This is a genomic window from Cutibacterium sp. KB22876 (assembly GCF_059728865.1).
Map to the genome: position 1 here is coordinate 2,520,512 of NZ_AP040858.1, position 19,539 is coordinate 2,540,050.

The 19,539-nt window shown below is 64.9% G+C and carries 20 protein-coding genes; 11 read left to right on the top strand and 9 right to left on the bottom strand.

Annotation, left to right across the window (positions count from 1 at the left end; all coding sequences use genetic code 11):
- Positions 1–328: 328 nt before the first annotated feature.
- On the top strand, positions 329–868 hold the full coding sequence (locus AC6I1W_RS11450) for a PH domain-containing protein (RefSeq protein ID WP_497743565.1): 540 nt from the start codon (positions 329–331) through the stop codon (positions 866–868).
- Here AC6I1W_RS11450 and AC6I1W_RS11455 read toward each other — a convergent pair.
- Complete coding sequence (locus AC6I1W_RS11455; protein WP_063279504.1) at positions 855–1,571, bottom strand: Type 1 glutamine amidotransferase-like domain-containing protein; 717 nt, start codon at positions 1,569–1,571, stop codon at positions 855–857. The genes AC6I1W_RS11450 and AC6I1W_RS11455 overlap by 14 nt on opposite strands.
- Positions 1,572–1,710: 139 nt before the next feature.
- On the opposite strand from AC6I1W_RS11455, the gene AC6I1W_RS11460 reads away from it, so the two are divergent.
- Entirely contained in the window at positions 1,711–2,793 is a 1,083-nt protein-coding gene (locus AC6I1W_RS11460; RefSeq protein WP_117189444.1) for an IS110 family RNA-guided transposase, read from the top strand.
- Between the two features lie 352 nt (positions 2,794–3,145).
- On the opposite strand, the gene AC6I1W_RS11465 is transcribed toward AC6I1W_RS11460, so the two are convergent.
- Positions 3,146–3,985: a biotin--[acetyl-CoA-carboxylase] ligase gene (locus tag AC6I1W_RS11465; protein ID WP_065673793.1), complete on the bottom strand. Its 840-nt coding sequence runs from the start codon at positions 3,983–3,985 to the stop codon at positions 3,146–3,148.
- Between the two features lie 192 nt (positions 3,986–4,177).
- On the opposite strand from AC6I1W_RS11465, the gene AC6I1W_RS11470 reads away from it, so the two are divergent.
- From AC6I1W_RS11470 to AC6I1W_RS11480, 3 genes are read left to right on the top strand one after another with little or no spacing between them, the layout of a single operon-like run.
- Positions 4,178–5,752 (top strand): acyl-CoA carboxylase subunit beta, encoded by a 1,575-nt coding sequence (locus AC6I1W_RS11470; protein ID WP_016665951.1) that lies wholly within the window; start codon positions 4,178–4,180, stop codon positions 5,750–5,752.
- Between the two features lie 11 nt (positions 5,753–5,763).
- Positions 5,764–5,982: an acyl-CoA carboxylase subunit epsilon gene (locus AC6I1W_RS11475; RefSeq protein ID WP_015582265.1), complete on the top strand. Its 219-nt coding sequence runs from the start codon at positions 5,764–5,766 to the stop codon at positions 5,980–5,982.
- Position 5,983: 1 nt separating this feature from the next.
- Positions 5,984–6,625: a Maf family protein gene (locus tag AC6I1W_RS11480; RefSeq protein WP_016665952.1), complete on the top strand. Its 642-nt coding sequence runs from the start codon at positions 5,984–5,986 to the stop codon at positions 6,623–6,625.
- 40 nt (positions 6,626–6,665) lie between these two features.
- On the opposite strand, the gene AC6I1W_RS11485 is transcribed toward AC6I1W_RS11480, so the two are convergent.
- Both AC6I1W_RS11485 and AC6I1W_RS11490 read right to left on the bottom strand, forming a co-directional pair.
- The gene (locus AC6I1W_RS11485) at positions 6,666–7,085 is read right to left on the bottom strand and encodes a hypothetical protein (protein WP_063279507.1); all 420 of its coding nucleotides are present in this window, start codon (positions 7,083–7,085) and stop codon (positions 6,666–6,668) included.
- 27 nt (positions 7,086–7,112) lie between these two features.
- Positions 7,113–8,324, bottom strand: a complete 1,212-nt coding sequence (locus AC6I1W_RS11490; RefSeq protein ID WP_036975433.1) for an arginine deiminase — start codon at positions 8,322–8,324, stop codon at positions 7,113–7,115.
- 57 nt (positions 8,325–8,381) lie between these two features.
- Between AC6I1W_RS11490 and AC6I1W_RS11495 the strand changes: the two genes are divergently transcribed.
- Entirely contained in the window at positions 8,382–9,116 is a 735-nt protein-coding gene (locus AC6I1W_RS11495) for an SDR family oxidoreductase (RefSeq protein ID WP_117189665.1), read from the top strand.
- A gap of 79 nt (positions 9,117–9,195) precedes the next feature.
- Here AC6I1W_RS11495 and AC6I1W_RS11500 read toward each other — a convergent pair whose 3' ends face one another.
- From AC6I1W_RS11500 to AC6I1W_RS11515, 4 genes are all read right to left on the bottom strand, one after another.
- Entirely contained in the window at positions 9,196–9,999 is an 804-nt protein-coding gene (locus AC6I1W_RS11500) for a hydroxymethylpyrimidine/phosphomethylpyrimidine kinase (protein ID WP_016665956.1), read from the bottom strand.
- Positions 9,996–10,310, bottom strand: coding sequence for a hypothetical protein (locus AC6I1W_RS11505; protein ID WP_065673796.1), 315 nt, complete (start codon positions 10,308–10,310; stop codon positions 9,996–9,998). Before AC6I1W_RS11505 ends, AC6I1W_RS11500 begins: the two co-directional genes overlap by 4 nt.
- 172 nt (positions 10,311–10,482) lie before the next feature.
- Positions 10,483–11,481 (bottom strand): magnesium transporter CorA family protein, encoded by a 999-nt coding sequence (locus tag AC6I1W_RS11510; RefSeq protein WP_004808887.1) that lies wholly within the window; start codon positions 11,479–11,481, stop codon positions 10,483–10,485.
- Positions 11,478–11,996 (bottom strand): NUDIX hydrolase, encoded by a 519-nt coding sequence (locus AC6I1W_RS11515; protein WP_036902000.1) that lies wholly within the window; start codon positions 11,994–11,996, stop codon positions 11,478–11,480. The genes AC6I1W_RS11510 and AC6I1W_RS11515 overlap by 4 nt, the downstream gene beginning before the upstream one ends.
- A 247-nt stretch (positions 11,997–12,243) precedes the next feature.
- Here AC6I1W_RS11515 and AC6I1W_RS11520 point away from each other — a divergent pair, with 247 nt between their 5' ends.
- Together AC6I1W_RS11520 and AC6I1W_RS11525 are read left to right on the top strand one after the other, a co-directional pair.
- The gene (locus AC6I1W_RS11520) at positions 12,244–14,013 is read left to right on the top strand and encodes an acetyl/propionyl/methylcrotonyl-CoA carboxylase subunit alpha (protein WP_063279512.1); all 1,770 of its coding nucleotides are present in this window, start codon (positions 12,244–12,246) and stop codon (positions 14,011–14,013) included.
- Positions 14,014–14,069: 56 nt separating this feature from the next.
- Complete coding sequence (locus AC6I1W_RS11525) at positions 14,070–14,792, top strand: hypothetical protein (protein ID WP_171023531.1); 723 nt, start codon at positions 14,070–14,072, stop codon at positions 14,790–14,792.
- Between the two features lie 88 nt (positions 14,793–14,880).
- Here the strand turns inward: AC6I1W_RS11525 and AC6I1W_RS11530 are convergent, their stop codons facing one another.
- Complete coding sequence (locus tag AC6I1W_RS11530; RefSeq protein WP_138237684.1) at positions 14,881–16,260, bottom strand: NAD(P)H-quinone dehydrogenase; 1,380 nt, start codon at positions 16,258–16,260, stop codon at positions 14,881–14,883.
- A 177-nt stretch (positions 16,261–16,437) separates the two neighbouring features.
- Here AC6I1W_RS11530 and AC6I1W_RS11535 point away from each other — a divergent pair, with 177 nt between their 5' ends.
- The 3 genes from AC6I1W_RS11535 to AC6I1W_RS11545 all read left to right on the top strand — a co-directional run bounded on the left by AC6I1W_RS11535 (position 16,438) and on the right by AC6I1W_RS11545 (position 19,484).
- Positions 16,438–17,250, top strand: coding sequence for a purine-nucleoside phosphorylase (locus AC6I1W_RS11535; RefSeq protein ID WP_138237683.1), 813 nt, complete (start codon positions 16,438–16,440; stop codon positions 17,248–17,250).
- 25 nt (positions 17,251–17,275) lie between these two features.
- Complete coding sequence (locus AC6I1W_RS11540; protein ID WP_497743566.1) at positions 17,276–18,952, top strand: phospho-sugar mutase; 1,677 nt, start codon at positions 17,276–17,278, stop codon at positions 18,950–18,952.
- 358 nt (positions 18,953–19,310) lie between these two features.
- On the top strand, positions 19,311–19,484 hold the full coding sequence (locus tag AC6I1W_RS11545; protein WP_171048658.1) for a hypothetical protein: 174 nt from the start codon (positions 19,311–19,313) through the stop codon (positions 19,482–19,484).
- Positions 19,485–19,539 lie beyond the last annotated feature (55 nt).

Sequence of the window (19,539 nt, forward strand, 5' to 3'; positions counted from 1 at the left end):
CGGCCGAGGGTTATTAGCGATCGCCCGTGGAACGGCCGAAAAGATGAAGGGCTGCTGCCATCTCATCAAGCAGAGCGCAGCCGTCTTTCCGGGTTCTCCACGAGTATTGCAGGGAAAGCTGGCCGCAGCCGCCCTCCCCAACCAGGTGAGGGCCCCGGGACGGCTGGGTCAAGGCTGGTGCGGACACTCTCGAAGGTGACGTGAACACGCAGGAGGACTGTCTGGGGCACAGACTGCACTGTAAGGGCATGGCACCCACTCGTACCTCATGCCTGGCCACAGACCGCACGTCACGCGTTCACATTGCGGGGTCGTCCATACTGGAAACATGGTGCGAGTCGGACAGCCACTGCGGCGCAATCGTGACGAGACGGTGCTGGTGCACTCCCGCCGTCACGCGAAAGCACTGTTCTGGCCTGTCGTCATGGGGTTCGTCGCAGTCATCGGGGCTGCCGCGCTGCTCGGACTCATGACGCTCGAGATACGAGCCCGGTACTGGCCAATCGTCGCGGTCGTCGCAGTCGCGCTGATAATCGTCGGTACCATCATTCCGTGGCTGAAGTGGTTCACCACCACCATGACGATCACTGAACGACGCGTGATGCTGCGTCATGGCGTCATCGTCAGACGGGGTCACGACGTCATGATTGACAGCCTCGTCGACGTGTCCTGGCAGGCCGACGTCGTCGATCGGACGATGGGCTGTGGAAAACTCATCCTCACCGCACCGTCAGACCAGTTGGTCCTCGATAACGTCCCGGGCGCCCGCCGAGTGGCAGACCTCTTCGCGGACCTGACCGACGGGCGTTATGACGGCGACGAGGACCTCGACGACTATCAGCAGCCGTGGAATGTCACAGCACGGTGACGTCGAGCTCCTCGCGCAGGATTCCCGACGAGGTCGGCTCCTCGGATGCGGAGAACCTTGAGACCGTGGCCTCCTCACGCTCGGCAACGGCGACGGAGAACTCACCGTCGACGAAATGGATTGCTGCTCCGTCATCGACTGCGTAACCAGCGGGGAGAACCCCATTGGCAACCGACTGTGCGTAGATTGGGGCGCGCTCCGACTCACCGTCGAAGTGGGGGCAGAACGACCCGTCGAGCAGACCCATTCCGCCTCGCCACGCACGCAGGTCACCGAATGCGTCAGTGAGACAGCCGGAGAACCAGCACGCCGCACCGGCTGCGACCCCGGCGAGCACGACGTCGTCCGCCGACGACATCATCCGCCGGATGACGTGGTCAACCCCGTGCATCCGCCACAGCGCCATGAGGTTGGCCGCCGAACCGGCACCCGACACGATGACGTCAGCCTGGGAAAGACGCTCCACCGACTCCGCAGCCCCCTGCCACAGGGTCAGCACCATGGTCCGCACACCCAGCGCCGAGTAGGCGGCCAGAAAACGATTGACGTAAACCGGGTCATCGGCTGCCGCGGTGGGGGCAAAACACACCAAGGGCGAGGACTTTCCGGACAGGTCAAGGATGTGACGGTCGAGAGCGGTGGGCTCACCACGGTTCGACATCGAGAAACCGCCGCCACCAAGGGCCAGGATGTGGGTCGTCATGGTCAGCAGTCTAGACGGTATGGGTGACCCCGATCTGGGGTGAAGCTCTGGCAGGCCGGGGCCTCTCCGCGCAACGATTCGTGGGTTGCCGGACAGGGGCGGCCTGTCTGGCCTTTCCGACATACGTGGGAGGCCCCGGTTGTTTACCGAGCGTACGAGTGTTGGCCTGGATGTGCATGCCCGCTCCGTGGTGGCGCATGCGATGGACGTCCAGACCGGAGAAATCTTCAAAGCCAGACTCTGCCCCGACCCCGTGGAGGTGACGGCCTGGATCAAGGCGCTGCCCGGCCCGTCGGCGGCGATCTACGAGGCTGGCCCGACGGGCTATGGTCTGGCCAGAACCCTGCTGTCACACGACATCCGAACCGTTGTCGCGGCCCCGTCCAAGCTCCAGCGGCCTTCCGGTTCGCGGGTGAAGACTGATGCGATCGACGCCGAACACCTGTCGACGTTGTTGCGGCTGGATGCGTTCACCGCAGTCACCGTCCCCGACGAGCTCACCGAAGCAGCACGCGACCTGGTGAGGGCCCGTGAGGACTGCCGCTCCGATCTGATGCGGGCCAGGCACCGCCTCTCGAAACTCCTGCTGCGACACGGGATCGTCTACTCCGGCGGGCAGGCCTGGAGCAACGCGCATGACGCCTGGCTGCGCAGGCAACGCTTCGACTCCCCGCTGGTCCAGGCCGCCTTCGACGAGGCCTACGACTCCGTGATCACGATCACGGCCCGCCGTGACCGTCTCGATGAACGCATCGAAGCCATGGCCGAGAACAGTCAATACACCGATGCCGTCCGCAGGCTCGTATGCCTGCGCGGCATCTCGACGCTGACCGGGTTCGGACTGGCGGTCGAGATCGGCGACTGGAGCAGGTTCACCGGCAACTCGATCGGCTCGTTCGTCGGCCTGATTCCGTCGGAGAACTCATCGGGCCAGTCCCGCTCACAAGGGCCGATCACCAAGACCGGCAACAGCCACGCGCGCCGACTCCTGGTCGAGGCTGCCTGGCATCACCAGCACCGCTACGTCCCCGGCAAGACCATCCGCGACCGCTGGGACCTCGCCTCCCCGGCCGCCCGGGCCCGCGGAGACCTGGGCAACCGACGCCTCAACCACCGCTGGAACCAGTTCAAGAAACGCAAGAAGCGCCCCATCGTCGCCAACGCCGCCATCGCCCGCGAACTCGCCGGCTGGTGCTGGTCCCTGGCCGTCCTCGAGGAATAGCCCCTCGAGGCCCACAAACTTGGCCCGAAGCCAGGTCCCCGAGGGGTGACGCAGCGACCGGAACGACCCGCGAAACACCTATGAGCAGCCGTCATCAACGATGCCGGCGACGCTCGATGCTAGACAGGCGTGACGTTCCGAGCCGAAAGCACCGTCCTGCGGTAACCAACCCGCGAATATCAGACTGACATCGCCGTCGACAAACACGCGAAACCCCTCGTCAACACCACTTCGGGTCAACAAAGGATGAGGCGCCACCAAGCATCCAGCCTGGTGGCGCCTCATCCTGCCCTCTTGACAAAACCTGCACCCATATCAGGTGGTCGGGACGTTCAGGGTGCCGTGGTGGAACTCACCTCGTGCGCAGATGGTTGACGTCTCCCGCGTTGAAGGTGCGACGTCCTTCCGAGGTTTCCACCACGATGGCACCGTCGACATCCACGTCGACGCCGACACCGTCGACGGCCTCGTCACCGCCACCGATGGTCTCCGGGTCGAAGGTCAGTCGCACCGGGGCACCGATGGTGTCGCACCGCGCCACGTACTGGTCTCGCACGGTTCCGGTCGCCAGCCACACCGTCAGCAATTCGTCGAGGTGGACTAGCAGGCTGGCCAACAGCTCGTTCTTGTCGTGGTTCAACCCGCACAACGCCAGGGAGGTCGCCGTCGGGACGGGCAGTTCGTCGGTCCCCATCGACACGTTGATCCCAATCCCGATGACGGCGTGAGGACCAGCCGGTCCGTCGACGCGCTCCGACAGGATCCCGCTCACCTTGCCACCATGGTCGGTGCCAAGATCCACCAGGACGTCATTGGGCCACTTCAACGTCACCCGGGAGCGATCAGCCCCGCCAACCTCCTCGATGGCCTCGACGACGGCGAGTCCGGCCACCATCGAGAGCCAGCCCCAGTCCTGGGCGGGACGATCATTGGGCACCAGGGCAGAGATAGCCAGATTCGTTCCCGGGACGTCGTGCCAACTGCGTGAGAAACGTCCTCGTCCGCCTTCCTGGTGATCAGCGACGAGGAGACGGAACGAGGTTCCTCCGGCACGGACGAAGGCAGCCATGTCAGCGTTGGTCGAGCCGGTGGAGTCGACGCAGGCCACCCCTCCCCCGCACGGCCCGGTGAACATCGTGTTCCCGGCAAGCTCGATGACGCGATCAGCAATGGCAGCAGGCGTGGAAGGCACCCGTCCAGACTATCCGTAAGCCATCGTGCTGCGCGCCAACTCATCCCTGGCCCAGACGACCAGCCAGTCACCGGCCCGGTGATGCCGTGGAACTTCCGGAAGCTCGTGACGACCACGGTCCGCACGGCCGCAATCCATCCCGGAAAGCGGCCCGAGGCCACGCTTGTCGCCTGTGACGGATAGTCTCAACTCATGGAGATCGACATCCACACCACGGCAGGAAAGATCGCCGACCTCGGTCGGAGGATCGACGAGGCCGTCAATGCCGCATCCCCCTCGGCCATCGAAAAGCAGCACGCCGCCGGAAAGATGACCGCCAGGGAGCGCATCCTGCGGCTGCTGGACGAGGATTCCTTCACCGAGCTCGATGAGTTCTCTCGTCACCGCTCGACGAACTTCGGCATGGAACGCAAGCGTCCCTACACCGACGGCGTCATCACCGGTGTCGGTGCGATCCATGGTCGTCCGGTCTGTGTGTTCAGCCAGGACGTCACGATCTTCGGTGGGTCCTTGGGTGAGGTCTACGGCGAGAAAATCTGCAAGATCATCGACTTCGCCGTCAAGACAGGCTGCCCCCTCATCGGCATCAATGAGGGTGGCGGCGCTCGTATTCAGGAAGGCGTGGCCTCCCTGGCCAGGTTCGGCGACATCTTCCGTCGCAACACCAGGGCTTCCGGCGTCATCCCCCAGATCTCCATCATCATGGGCGCCGCAGCTGGCGGTCACGTCTACTCCCCCGCCCTCACCGACTTCATCGTCATGGTCGACCAGACCTCCCAGATGTTCATCACCGGCCCGGCCGTCGTCAAGCAGGTCACCGGCGAGGACGTCTCCCTCGAGGAGTTGGGCGGTGCTCGTACCCATTCCACGAAGTCGGGCAACTCCCACTACCTGGCCAATGACGAGGGCGACGCCCTGGAGTTCGTCCGCGACCTGGTCAGCTACCTGCCACAAAACAACTTGGAGGATCCGCCGTTCTACGACGACGGTGAGGCCGACCTGACAATCACCGACCACGACCGCAAGCTCGACGTCCTCATCCCGGACTCCGCGAACCATCCGTACGACATGCACGAGATCATCACGACCGTACTCGACGAGGACACCTTCCTGGAGATTCACGAGCTCTTCGCCCCGAACGTCATCTGCGGATTCGGACGCATCGAGGGCCGCGTCATCGGCATCGTCGCCAACCAGCCAATGGTCAACGCCGGCACCCTTGACATCAATGCCTCCGAGAAGGCTGCCCGGTTCGTCCGGACCTGCGACTCCTTCAACATCCCGGTACTCACCTTCGTCGACACCCCTGGATTCCTGCCCGGCGTCGAGCAGGAGCACGAGGGCATCATCCGTCGTGGCGCCAAGCTCATCTACGCCTACGCCGAGGCCACCGTGCCGCTGCTGACCGTCGTCACCCGCAAGGCCTACGGCGGCGCCTACATCGTCATGGGGTCCAAGACCCTCGGAGCCGACGTCAACCTCGCCTGGCCCACAGCCCAGATCGCCGTCATGGGTGCTGAAGGAGCCGTCAGCATCCTGCACCGCCGCACCTTGGCCACCGATCCCGATCCGGAAGTCAAACGCAAGGAGCTCATCGACGAGTACGAGACGACCCTGTCGAACCCGTACCAGGCAGCTGAGCGAGGATGGATCGACCAGGTCATCCACCCGCACGAGACCCGCGCCTCGGTCATCCGTACCCTGCGTCTGTTGCGCACCAAGCGCGAGGCGCTGCCTCCCAAGAAGCACGGGAACATCCCACTGTGAGTGAGCACACCATGGACGACGATCCGATCAAGGTCACCAGGGGAAATCTCACCGACGAGGAGCTTGGTGCCCTCGTCGCGGTGCTGACCGAGCTCACCCGTCCGGGCCCGGACGCCTACGTGCCGGACGACCGGCCGATCGCCTTCGGCTGGAAGTCCTACTGGCGCACCATCCGTGAACCCTTCATGCCCGGCCAGGCGGCCTGGCGGGGATCTCTGCGGCGTTACTGACATGACGACCCGTTTCGTTCTCGCATCGAAATCGCCTGCCCGACTGCGTATGTTGCGCTCAGCCGGCATCGAACCTGTCGTCATCGCCTCGGGAGCTGACGAGAGCCGCCTTCCTGGGGAGGACGCTGCCACCATGACGGCCCGGCTGTGCCGCCTCAAGGCCCACTCGGTCATCGGCTCCGGGGCCCTTGACGAGCACCCCGCCGACCGGACGATCGTGGTGGCCTGCGACTCCGTACTCAATCTCGACGGACGTGTCCTCGGCAAGCCCCACACCGCTGACCGTGCCCGGCAGTGGTGGCGCCGGATGAGAGGTCACCAGGGCGTCCTCGTCAGCGGACACCACGTCGCCGTCATCGAGAACGGTCAGATCCGCGATCAGACCCGCGTCGGCCAAACCGTCGTCACCTTCGCAGATCTCACTGACGCCGAGATCGACGCCTACGTCAGCAGCGGCGAGCCGGCCAAGGTGGCTGGTGCCTTCACCATCGACGGCCTGGGCGGCGCCTTCATCACCCGTATCAATGGCGACCCCCACAACGTCACCGGCATCTCCCTGCCATTGGTGCGTCAGATGCTCATGGATCTTGACGTCGAATGGTCCTCGCTGTGGAACGGGCCCAGGGGCGGGCACCTGTCCTGAGCCAGGGTATGCGCGGCACTGACCCGCGCGGGACCGACTCTCAGCCGTGCCGGAGGGTCAGTCCGGCAGCCTCATCGGAGCTCGTGAACGCCCCGGTCCAGCCCGTGGTGTCGGGGCGGTTCGAGGTGAACGTCAATGACCCATTGCCATCCCCGGTCACCGTGAACCCCGACGCAGGCAGGTTCTGTGCCAGGAAGTCATGCACCTTTCCGGAAGTGTCGGGCTGGGTGAGCAGGGTGATGTTGTTGACGTGATCGACCCGCATCGTGACGTCAAGCCCCTGGGGTAGACGGAAGTTCCGCGGACCATATTCGAACCCCAGGCTCGCCAGGGTCTCCTCCCCAGCCGGTGCCGGGGTGGGTGAACCGATGGCCGGGGTGGGCACGGCTCCCTCGTGCGAGGGAGCGCACCCTGCCACGACGAGCAGTGCCGTCGCTACGATCGCTGCTCTGGACCTCATGCCGGTGATGCTATCGCTGATGTCACCTCACAGCTCGTCGCGCAGCACCGGGCACGACATGCACCGTGGGCCACCACGTCCTGACCCCAGCTCCGAGCTCGGAATCGTCAGTACCTCGATGCCGGCGGCCTCCAGACGAGCATTGGTGTTCGTGTTACGCTCATAAGCCACCACCACACGTGGCGCCAGGGCGAGGGTGTTGTTGCCGTCATCCCACTGCTCACGCTCAGCGGTCACGGGGTCGAGGCCAGTGTCGATGACGCGCATTCGCTCGATCCCCAGAGCGTCGGCGGCGGCCGTCAGGAACGGTGTCGGCTCACCGATACGAATGTCGTCACCGACAGGAGTGAGCGGAACAGCCGTCAGACTGTCGGCAATCTGCGGGTACATGACGACGGCGTCGACGTCGACCATGGTGCACACGGTGTCCAGGTGCATGGTGGCGCGCTGCTGATGGATCGGCACGGCCAGCACGGTGTGAGCCACTCCCAGCTCGAAGGCGGTACGCGCCAGACGCTCGGCCCCGGACGGGGTGGTGCGCTCCCCCACGCCGATCGCCATGACCTGCTCACCCAGATGCATGACGTCCCCACCTTCAAGGTTCTCCAGCCGCCAGCCGTAACAGTCACCGTGCCCCCGGAACCTCGGATGGTGACGATAGATGAGGTCGGTCAGTTGGGTTTCGCGGCGCCGTGCTGGCATCGTCAGGGATGTCACGGCCGGATGGTTACCCACCCAGACGCTGGAGTCGCGGGTGAAGAGCAGGTTCGGAAGCGGGTCGATGATGAAGTCCTCGGGAGCCAGCAGGCTCGTGACCAAGCTGCGGGGTGCAGCGGGTTCGACGGTGGCCAGTTCACCATTGGACAGACCGGCCATGAGCACCTTCGTCAACATCTCGCTGGACAGCTCTGACAGACGCTGGCGCAGGTATCTGCGCAGCCCGTCGCCATATCTCAAATCGGTGAGCAGATCGTCAAGGGCCTGCCGCCGAGCAACCTCGTCGTCGAGGGTTTCGCGCAGGAGCTCTCCGAGCAGGAGGACCTCGACGCCGCGGTCCTCAAGGATCGAGGCGAAAATGTCGTGGTCACGCTGGGCCTGGTCGACCCACGGCATTGCATCGAAGAGGAGCTTGTCATTGTTGCGAGGAGTCAGTCTGCGCAATTCGTCGCCAGGGCGATGCAGGATGACTGTCCGTAACCGCCCGACTTCGGATCTGACATCGCACGTGCTTTCTGCCATGACGGTAGCCAACCACAACCCGGGATTGCTCGCTGGCAAGACGAGTACGGTTGCGTCATGGAAAACCCCACGACGTCGGAAACTTCACACAACGACCAGCACACCAAGAAAGTCCTCGTGACCGGGGCGACGCGCGGCATCGGACGGGCGATCGCCGAGGAGCTGGGGCGAGACCACCACATCATCGTGGGAGGACGCCACCGCGAGGCCGTCGAGAAGGTGGTCTCTGAACTGCCTGACGCCTCCCCCTTCGTCGTCGATCTGGCTGACGAGGAGGCCACTGCGGCGGCCGTGTCTCAGCTGGACAGTCTCGATGTTCTCGTCAACAGCGCCGGGGTGAGTGCCGCGTCTCCCGGTGAGATCGCAGCTCAGAGCCGTGAGGAGTGGCGTCGAGTGCTGGAGATCAATGTCGTCGCCGTCGCCGACCTCGCTCACCTCGTGCTGCCCCTGCTGAGGGCCAGCCATGGCGACATCGTCATGATCAATTCAGGATCTGGTTTCTTGCGGACCCCGGCTGGCGGCGGCGTCTACGCGGCCTCGAAGTACGCCTTGCGGGCCCTCACACATGCCCTGCGTGAGGAGGAGCGTGGTGTCGTACGGGTGACGTCAATCCACCCCGGTCGTGTCGACACCGACATGCAGGTGGAACTGCAGGCCCAAGCCGGACGTCCCTACGACGCCTCCGAGCACCTGCGGCCACAGTCCGTCGCCGTCACCGTCCGCGCGGCCCTGGAGGCCAGCCCCGAGGCCATGATCGAGGAGCTGTCAGTGCGTCCGGTCTTCCGACGCTGACCCCCAACTTCTGTGATCATGACGGATCGAGACATGACTTGACCCCGGCGGATATCCGCCGGGGTCAAGTCATGAATGATCAGGCTCGGTAATTACCTTGGTAGACGCAGTCGAACGGGGCGTTGCCGTGCATCCGGTTCTCGATGGCCGAGACGACGACCTGCTTGGCAGTGCGAGCGGCGTCCAGCGGACTGGCTCCCTTGGCGATCTCCGCGGTGATCGCGGCAGCCAGCGTGCAGCCAGCACCGGAGACGCGCTCCTGACCGACGGCGGGAACCTCGAGGACCTCGCAGTCGTGGCCGTCGTAGTAGACGTCCAGAGCGGTGCCGGTGTTCAACAGGGTGCCGGCCTTGGCGATGACGACCGGAACTCCCTGGTCACCGATCTTCTTGGCAGCGTCCTTGAGGGCCTCGACCGAGGTGATCTCGTCCACGCCGGCGAGGGTCTGCGTCTCGAAGAGGTTCGGCGTGATGACGTCGGCATGCGGCAGGATCTGCTCGCGCAGGGCGTTGTCGGTGTCGAGGGCGGCACCCGTCTCCTGGCCCTTGCAGATGAGGACGGGGTCGAGGATAACCTTGGGGAACTTGTAGGCCTCCAAGGCCTCGGCGACGACGCCGATGGTCGTCGGGGTACCGAGCATGCCGATCTTGACGGCGTCGATCTGGCCGTGGACGGCTGCAGCGGCCTCGATCTGATCATGAATGACCTGCGGATCGACCGGCACGAATCGGTGTCCCCAGTCGTTGTCGGGATCGAAGGAGACGATGCAGGTCAGGGACGTGCATCCGAACACCCCGAGTTGGTGGAAGGTCTTGAGGTCGGTCTGGGCTCCGGCGCCACCGGAGGCCTCGGACCCGGCAATGGCTAGTGCAATCTTCGTCACGTCGGCCAGTCTAGGAGTCTTGCCCGGTGATGTCGGGAGTTGCCGGGGAGTGACCACGACACCGTCTGAAATTGACGGAACCGCCCATGGCGGCGTCGCCAAGACTCGTCCTTGACCGTCGCCTCAGGTGGGATGAAGTAGTACGCGGCAACCAGCGTGTCGTCGATCCGGCTGACCGGTATGCGCATGTCGCGGGGAGCGGCCAGTTGCTCTATCGACAGTGACCTGGCCGTCGACATGGCTTCGTCAGCAGGTCCCTTCTTGGGTCGTCCGCGGTCCTTTCCGGTGGGCAGCAGGGCCAGGAGGAGCATCCCCGCTACACAATTCGATGACGATGGACAGGGACGACCCGAGGTCAACCTGGCGCAGCACGATCTGTCCGGCCTCGGGGTGTCTCACATGTGCCGATACGGTAAGCGGCCTTACCCAATTGATGCAATCTGAGGACAAGAGTTCTGCACTGTCAGGCGCCTATTGGTCTCCTCAGATCCAGTCTTCCTTACGGAAAACCAGGTACAGCACGAGGCTCGACACGATGATGAGCCCGACCGAGATCCACAACCCCAACGGTCGGCCATCACCCAGGAAGGGAACGTTCTGTCCGAACCACCCCGTGATGAGGGTTGGGACGGCGATGATGGCAGCCCACCCGGCCAACTTCTTCATGACGGTGTTGAGTTTGGCGTCCTGGATGGACAGATTCGTCTCGAAGATCGTCGCGACGAGGTCCCGCAGGGAATCGGACCATTCCGAGACGCGCATGGAGTGGTCGTACAGATCGTTGAAGTACGGCTCGAGGACCCGGGGAACAGCCATGGCTTCCCTGCTCGGACGGCTGATTGTCGAGACGATCTCGCGCATCGGGAGCACGACTCGACGAAACTGCACCAACTCCTTGCGCAGCCGATACACCCGCAACTGCACTTTCTGGGTGTCAATCGAGTCGTCGAAGAGTTGATCCTCGACGAGCTCCACGACGTCGTCCAGGTGCTGGACGACGTCGAAATGACCGTCGACGAGGACGTCGAGAATGGCATGGACGATGCCCATCGGGCCGTTCGAGACCAGATCGGGGTTGGCGTCGAGGCGGTTGAGCATCTCCTTGACCTCGGGCAGGTCGTCGCGATGGACACTGACGACGCCATGTTCGAACACCCACACCGAGACCCGTGACACGATGAGGCGACTGTTGGGGTCATTCGTCTCGCCGATCGTCGCGGCATAGGTCGTCAGGAAGAGATGGTCGGGATAGCGGGTGACCTTCGGACGCTCGCCGGGGGCCTCGGCATCCTCGACGGTGTGGAACTCCAGATCGAGTTCGTCGGCAAGGGTGTCGATGGCCTCGCGATCGGGAGCGGTGAGGTCATACCAGCTCAGTGTCTGATCATCGGCGAGTTCGTCGCTCAGAGTTTCCAGGGGGACTGATTCGGCAACGACCTTCCCGTGCTGCCACACCCGGGAGGAGAGGTGGGAAAGACTCATGGGGTCTCCTCACGTAGAGCGCCGTCGTCATCCCCATCCGAGCTGAAGATGACGTGGTCAGACGAGTGCAGCGCGGTCTCGATGCGACGGCGATGACGCGGGGCCATCTCGGGCAGGTCGTCGACGTCGAAGAAACCGGTCTGGCTGGACTCGTCGTCACCCACTCGCGGCTGCCCGCTGATCCATCGGCACAGGAAGTCGTGATCGAGGAACTGGCAGCGGTCGCCATTGGGGTAGGTGATGGGGGCCGCGACATTGACACGGACCAGGCGGACGATCTCCGCCGTCACCCCGGTCTCTTCCCGAATCTCTCGAAGGATGGCCTCGTCAGGTCTCTCCCCCGGCTCGATGATTCCGCAGACCGGTGTCCATGCTCCGGTGTCGGCACGTTTGACGAGCAGAACCTGGGGTCCGCGTGGCCCCTGGCGCAGCACGACCGCGCTACTACCGGACAGCCACAACGGGTCATGACCGATGTGACGTCTGAGGTCCACGATGAACTGCGGTGTCGCCATGACCGTCAGGCTAGCGGCCGAGTGAGCCGTCACGACGGCCTCGCGGCGCATTCGCGATGGCAATCCCGGTAATCCGAGCAGGAGCTGCCACCACACCTGGCCGTTGCCATCGGATCTTCCGGGTGTACCACGCGACGTCGATACGGCACTTTCGGAGCCAGAAGACGTGGACAGTGACCATGGACGAACGCTGACCCTTTAGACTCACCGTGAGGGGCACCCGCCCCGAGAGCCGATCGGAGGAACCGTGGACAGGACCATCAAGCGGGTACTCGTCGCAAACCGTGGCGAGATCGCGGTGCGCGTCATCCGTGCCGCCGAGGACGCCGGTATTACGAGCGTGGCTGTCTACGCGGACTCCGACTCCGAGGGTTTGTTCGTCAAGCTTGCCGACGAAGCCTTCGCCCTCAACGGTGTGACCCCTGCTCAGACCTACCTTGACGTGGACAAGATCCTCGACATTGCCCGTCGGGCCGAGGTCGACGCGATCCACCCCGGGTACGGGTTCCTCTCCGAGAACGCCGACTTCGCCCAGGCTGTCATCGACGCCGGGTTCGTCTGGATCGGCCCGCCGCCGGAGGCCATTCGGGCCCTCGGCGACAAGGTTCAGGCCCGTCACATCGCCCAGAAGGTCGGCGCCCCGCTCGTTCCCGGCACCGCCGACCCGGTCAACGGCCCGGAGGAGGTCGTCGAGTTTGCCAAGGAACACGGCCTGCCGATCGCCATCAAGGCCGCCTTCGGAGGCGGCGGTCGCGGCCTCAAGGTCGCCCGCTCGATGGACGAGGTCATCCATCTCTACGAGTCTGCGGTGCGCGAGGCCGTCACTGCTTTCGGACGCGGCGAGTGTTTCGTGGAGCGCTACCTCGACAAGCCGCGTCACGTCGAGACCCAGTGCGTCGCCGACCAGTACGGCACCGTGCAGATCATCTCGACCCGTGACTGCTCCCTGCAACGTCGCCACCAGAAGCTCGTCGAGGAGGCCCCGGCGCCGTTCCTCAGTGACGAGCAGCTGACCCGTCTCTACGAGTCCTCCCGAGCCATCCTCAAGGAGGCCGGATATGTCGGTGCCGGAACCTGCGAATTCCTCGTCGGCCTGGACGGGACCATCAGCTTCCTCGAGGTCAACACCCGTCTGCAGGTGGAGCACCCGGTCTCCGAGGAGGTTGCCGGAGTCGACCTGGTGCAGATGATGTTCCACGTGGCCCAGGGCGGCCACCTCGAGCCCGAGGATCCGAAACTGCGCGGCCACTCCTTCGAGTTCCGCATCAACGCCGAGGATCCCGGCATGGGGTTCATGCCTGCGCCTGGCACCCTGACCTCGTGGCAGCCGCCGTGTGGCCCCGGTATCCGCGTTGACGAGGGCTACCACTCCGGCATGACTGTTCCGGGAGCCTTCGACTCCCTCGTCGGAAAGCTCATCGTCACGGGGGACTCCCGCGAGCAGGCTCTGGCCCGCGCCGCCCGGGCCCTCGACGAGATCGTCATCGACGGTATGCCGACTGTCGTCCCCTTCCACCGTGCGGTCGTCAAGGACCCTGCCTTCACCGCAACCGACGGTCACTTCGGCGTTTTCACCGACTGGATCGAGACCGAGTTCGACAACAAGATCGAGCCCTACACCGGATCTTTGGGGGAGTCCGCCGACACCGAGCCCCCTCACGAGGTTGTCGTGGAGGTCAACGGCAAGCGGGTCGAGGTGCGCATCCCGGCATCCCTGCACGGCGCCCGTCAGGCCCCCAGCACGAAGTCTCGTCGCCCCACCCGTCGCAACCGCGCGGGACGTCACACTGCGGCAACCGGCACCTCGGTGGCATCCCCGATGCAGGGAACCATCGTCAAGGTCAATGTCGTCGAGGGCGAGCAGGTCAACGAGGGCGACCAGATCGTCGTCATGGAAGCCATGAAGATGGAGCAGCCTCTGGCCGCCCATCGCTCAGGCGTCATCCGTGACCTCAATGCCACGGTCGGCTCGACGGTCGCCTCGGGCGAGGTCATCTGTGAGATCGTCGATGAGTGAGGTTTGCAGCGTGATTTTTCTTGTGAGTGTCCATTTCAGAGAGCATTCTGGTGATCATGTCCGGTGACCTCCTGCTCTTCCTGCTGTTCTTCGTGGGGCTTGTGGCAACGACGGCATCACTGATGCGTGCCCAGCGTCAGTCCCGCGAGATGGAGGCCCGACGCGCCAAAGCCATCGAGGCCAAGGTCTCGCAGATGCGCCAGGAGACTGAGGAGGACGTCACCACCTTTGGCGAGGCCCTGCGCGATCTCGACATGGAGATGATCGGCAAGGAGGTGTCGGCCGAGGGTCGCAAGGACTGGAACACGGCCTTGGACTGCTACGACCGCGCCAAGACACTCATGGCCCAGGACAAGGGCACCCGCTCGATCCCGCTCGTCACCGAGACCCTCGAGGAGGGTCGTCACTCCATCGCCTGCGTGCAGGCCCGCGCCAATGGCGAGCCGATTCCCGAGGTGCGTCCGCCGTGCTTCTTCGACCCGGCTCACGGCCCGTCGACCACTGACGTCATGTACTCCCCCGACGGCGGAGTCGCGCGCAAGGTTCCGGCCTGCGCCGCCGACGCCCAGCGCATCCAGCAGGGGCGCTCCCCGTGGATCCGCACCGTCGACGTCAATGGCGCCCAGCTGCCCTACTGGCAGGCTGGCCCGGACTACGCGCCGTGGGTGCAGGGCTACTACCGCCGGTATGAGTCCGACCCAGTCATCAGCGGACTGGCCGTCGGTGGTCTCGGCCTTGTTGGTCTGGGGCTCTTCTCAGCCCTCTTTGACGACTTCTGATCCATTGTCGACCCCCAGAAGGCCCCCTCGACGATTCGTCGAGGGGGCCTTCTCACGGTGTGTCTCGTGGCAGGTTCACACCACGACGTCACTCCACAAAGTTCTGCAACCGTCGGGCAGCCTCTGACACCGATCCCGACAGGGACGGGTAGACGGTGAAGTCGTGCTGGAAGGCGTCGACGGGGATCCGCTCGCCCACCGCGACCGAGATCGGATGGATGAGTTCGCTGGCCCGCGGGGAGACGACGACGCCACCAATGATGTTGCCGGTAGCAGGACGGCAGAAGAGCTTGACGAAACCGTCTTGGATTCCCTGCATCTTGGCCCTCGGGTTAGTCGACAGGTCGAGTCGGGTGGATCGGGCCTGGACCTTTCCGGAGTCGACGTCGGTCTGCGTCACACCCACCGTGGCGATCTCGGGAGAGGCGAAGACATTCGAGCACACCAAGGACAGGTCGAGGGGCTGGAGGGCCTGGCCCAGGGCATGCCACACGGCGATGCGCCCCTGCATGGCTGCCACGGATGCCAGGGCGAAGACACCGGTGCAGTCTCCGGCAGCATAGATGCCCGGCACACTGGTGCGCGAGACCTTGTCAACGGTGATGTGACCACGCGGACCGACGGCAACACCGACCTCCTCCAAGCCGAGGTCCGAGCTGTTCGGCGTTGACCCGACGGCCATCAGAACGTGGGATCCGCGCACGGTCCGGCCGTCCTCGAGACCGACAACGACACCATCACCGTCACGCACCGCAGAGACCGCGCGAGAGCGGGACAGGATCTGCATGCCGCGAGACTCGAAGACCTGCTGCAACACACGAGCTGCGTCGGGGTCCTCGCCGGGGAGCACCTGGTCACGCGAGGACACCAGGGTCACCCGGCATCCCAATGAGTCGTAGGCCGACGCGAACTCAGCACCTGTCACACCCGATCCCACCACGACGAGGTGCTCGGGGATCTCCGTCATCGAGTACACCTGCTTCCAGGTGAGGATGCGGTCCCCGTCGCAGCGAGCCGCCGGGAGCTCACGCGGGGTCGTGCCGGTGGCGAGCAGGACGATGTCGGCGTCGATGATCTCGTCATCATTGATGATGACCCGGTGCAGGTGGCCCGGGGCACCCGCGGCCAGACGGGCACGACCACTGACGAGGCGCACTCCCTTGCGCTCCAGGCCTCGACCAATGTCGTCGGACTGGGCCTGAGCCAGACGGCGTACGCGGGAATTGACGGCGTCGAGATCGACCTCGAACTTGTGGGTCTGGCGAAGGCCGAGCTCGGGTGCGCGCCGCAGGGCCGCGGTGACCTCGGCAGTGGCAATGAGGGTTTTCGAGGGAACACAGTCGGTGAGGACGGCAGCTCCTCCGATGCCGGTTTCTTCCACGACGGTGACGTCAACGCCACCTGCCGCCGCTACGTTGGCGGCCTCATAGCCCCCGGGCCCAGCTCCAATGATCACCATGGACGTCATGGCCGCATTCTTTCAGCCATGGCGAGATTTCTGTTGACATCGAGAGAAATTGCTTGCCCCGACAATGAGGTTGCTCCAACACACGTATCGACGCTGCTCCTCCGGACTCGGAAGACGGCTGCGAATGGGCCGGGGGTTCGCGCGCCCGGATCGGCGAAAACCTCTAGGGTTGACCCCATGACGACACCGGATTTCACCGATCCCCAGGCCATCGCCCGCGATGCTGCCGATGCCATCCGTTCCCGCCTCTCGCTCACCAGCGTCGATGTGGGCCTCGTGCTCGGCTCGGGCTGGTCCGCCGGAGTTAATCGCCTTGGCGAGATGATTGGACGGATCCCGCTCGGCGAACTGCCTGGATTCTCGACACCGGTCGTTGCCGGGCATGGCGGCGACCTGGTTGCTGTCAAGCTGCCCACCGGCAGGACCGCCGTCGTTCTGACCGGACGCACCCACTTCTACGAGGGACGTGGAGTCGAACCGGTTGTCCATGGAGTGCGCACCGCCGCGGCTCTTGGCGCCAGCACGATGATCCTCACCAATGGCTGCGGAGGCCTCGACCCGTCCTGGGGCCCGGGAACCGTCGTCGCCATTCGCGACCACATCAACCTCACAGGTGCCACCCCGCTGCGTGGCGCCACTTTCATCGACATGTCGAGGGCATGGACCCCGACACTGCTCGAGGTCGTCGAGAAGGTCGCCCCAGGCACCCCGACCGGCGTCTACGCCCAGTTCCGCGGCCCCCAGTACGAGACTCCTGCCGAGGTACGCATGGCTCGCACCATCGGCGCCGACCTCGTCGGCATGTCGACCGCACTTGAGGCCATCGCCGCCCGGGAAGCCGGACTCGACCTGCTCGGCCTGTCCCTGGTCACCAATCACGCTGCTGGTGTCACCGACGCCCCGCTGGACCACGCCGAGGTCATTGCCGCCGGTAAGGAGGCCGCCCCCCGGCTGGCGGGTCTGCTCGCTGACATCACGGCTGCCATCTGATCCACCCCACACCCATCGAGGAACCATGACCACCACACAATCCGAGGGGCTGTCCCCCGAACTCGTCACCCAGGTTCAGTCCTGGCTCGACCAGGACCCTGATGAGGCCACCCGCACCGAACTGTCCGACCTGCTCACCCGTGCCCAGCACGGTGACTCCGAGGCCGTCGCGGCCGTTGAGTCGGCCTTCTCCGGCCCGTTGACCTTCGGTACCGCTGGCCTGCGTGCCGCTCTCGGACCCGGACCGTCCCGGATGAACAGAGTCGTCGTCCAGCATGCAGCTGCCGGATTCGCAGCCTGGCTGCGTGCCCACGGCGAGAAGGAGGGGTCGGTGATCATCGGCTTCGATGCCCGGCACAACTCCGACGTCTTCGCCCGCGACACAGCCGAGATCATGGCGGGGGCCGGGTTCCACGCCCTGCTGGCCGACTCCCCCATCCCGACCCCGGTAACCGCCTTCGCCATCAAGCATTACGGCGCAGTTGCCGGCGTCATGGTGACCGCCTCCCACAACCCGCCGGCCGACAACGGCTACAAGGTGTACCTGGGCGACGGCTCCCAGATCGTGCCTCCCACCGACACCGAGATCGCCCACGAGATCGAGGTCGTGTCGGCCGATCCTGTCGGGGCGATCCCGCGTGGTGACGACATCGAGCTCATCGGCGACGAACTCATCGACGCCTACGTCGCCCGTGCTGCCGAACTGACCACGGCCAATCCGGACGTCACCTGGGTCTACACCGCCATGCACGGTGTCGGAACCCGCGTCGTGCGTCACCTCGTCGAGACAGCCGGTCTGCCGGAGTTCGTCGGTGTCGCTGAGCAGCTCGACCCAGACCCGGACTTCCCCACCGTGGCCTTCCCGAACCCCGAGGAGCCGGGCGCCATCGACCTGGCCATCGCCCAGGCTCGCAAACATGACGCTGACGTCGTCATCGCCTCTGACCCTGACGCCGACCGTTGTGCCGTTGCCGCCGTCATCGACGGTGACTGGCGGATGCTCACCGGTGACGAGCTCGGAACCCTGCTGGGTGACGATGCCCTGCGTCGTGGTCTGGACGGGGTCTACGCCAATTCGGTGGTCTCGTCGACCTGTCTGGGACGCATGGCCAAGGCAGCAGGACGCGAGCACCGGATGACCCTGACCGGTTTCAAGTGGATTGGCCGCGTTCCCGGCCTCGTCTTCGGTTATGAGGAGGCCATCGGCTACTGCTGCGACCCCTCCCATGTGCCGGACAAGGACGGCATCACTGCCCTGGCGACGATCATGCGTCTGGTGGGTGAGCTCAAGGCCTCCGGCACCACGATCTCGGAGCGGCTCGACGAGATCTGGGCCACCCATGGTCTGCACCGCACCAGTCAGCTGGCCGTGCGCGTCACCGACATGTCGATCATCTCCGACGCCATGGACCGTCTGCGCAGCCAGCCTCCGGCCACCCTGCTGGGCGACCCCGTCGACGTCTGCGACCTCGACGACCCCAGCAATGGGTCCGGGCTGCCCGAGCAGAACGCCATCGAGCTGGCTGGACCTCGCGTCCACGTCGTTGCTCGTCCCTCCGGCACCGAGCCCAAGCTCAAGTGTTACCTCGAGGTGCGGGCAACTCCTGAGGAGTCGTCGACCGACCTGCCGGCTGCCAAGTCCAAGCTGGACGCCGAAATGGTCGCCCTGCGCGGGGAGATGGCCAAGGCGCTCGGGATCTGACGCGATTCTGACAAGGAATTCCGACCCAGTGTCACCGCCCCGAATCGAGTCCGGGGCGGCCTCCCCGTCCGGATCAGCCATCGCCGGATGGTCGAAGGGGCGCAGGCCGGTGTTCCAGACGGTATCGGTGGTGCCGTATCCGTTGGAGATGCTCGACGTATGGGCGCAATGGCTCCGGATCAGAACCCATGAAAAGGGTCCTTCCGCATAAGCCGTAATAGCCACCGGTAGATTCCCCTTTCTCACCGTGTGAGGTCACTTGTACGCGGCGAATGAACCCTTTGCTCCTACATCGTCGATCGTGCGACATCCCCGGTGTGCCGTGATAGCTCGCCTTCCTACCGACCGTCTGCCTCCGATGACCCATTCCGTCGAGCTGTCACGCATCACCGAATATGACGCCGGTACCGTTCTCGACGCTGGTGGGGATGCCCAGGTCAGTCTCGACGAGGATGCTTCCGAAGGGCCACGGGAAATGGTCATCAGGTCAGCGGCACCACCTCACCTGGGAGACGAAAAACATCTCGGATAGCGATCCCCAAGTCCACTCACTGACCACCACTCCTCTTCAGAAAGGGTGTCGGTCG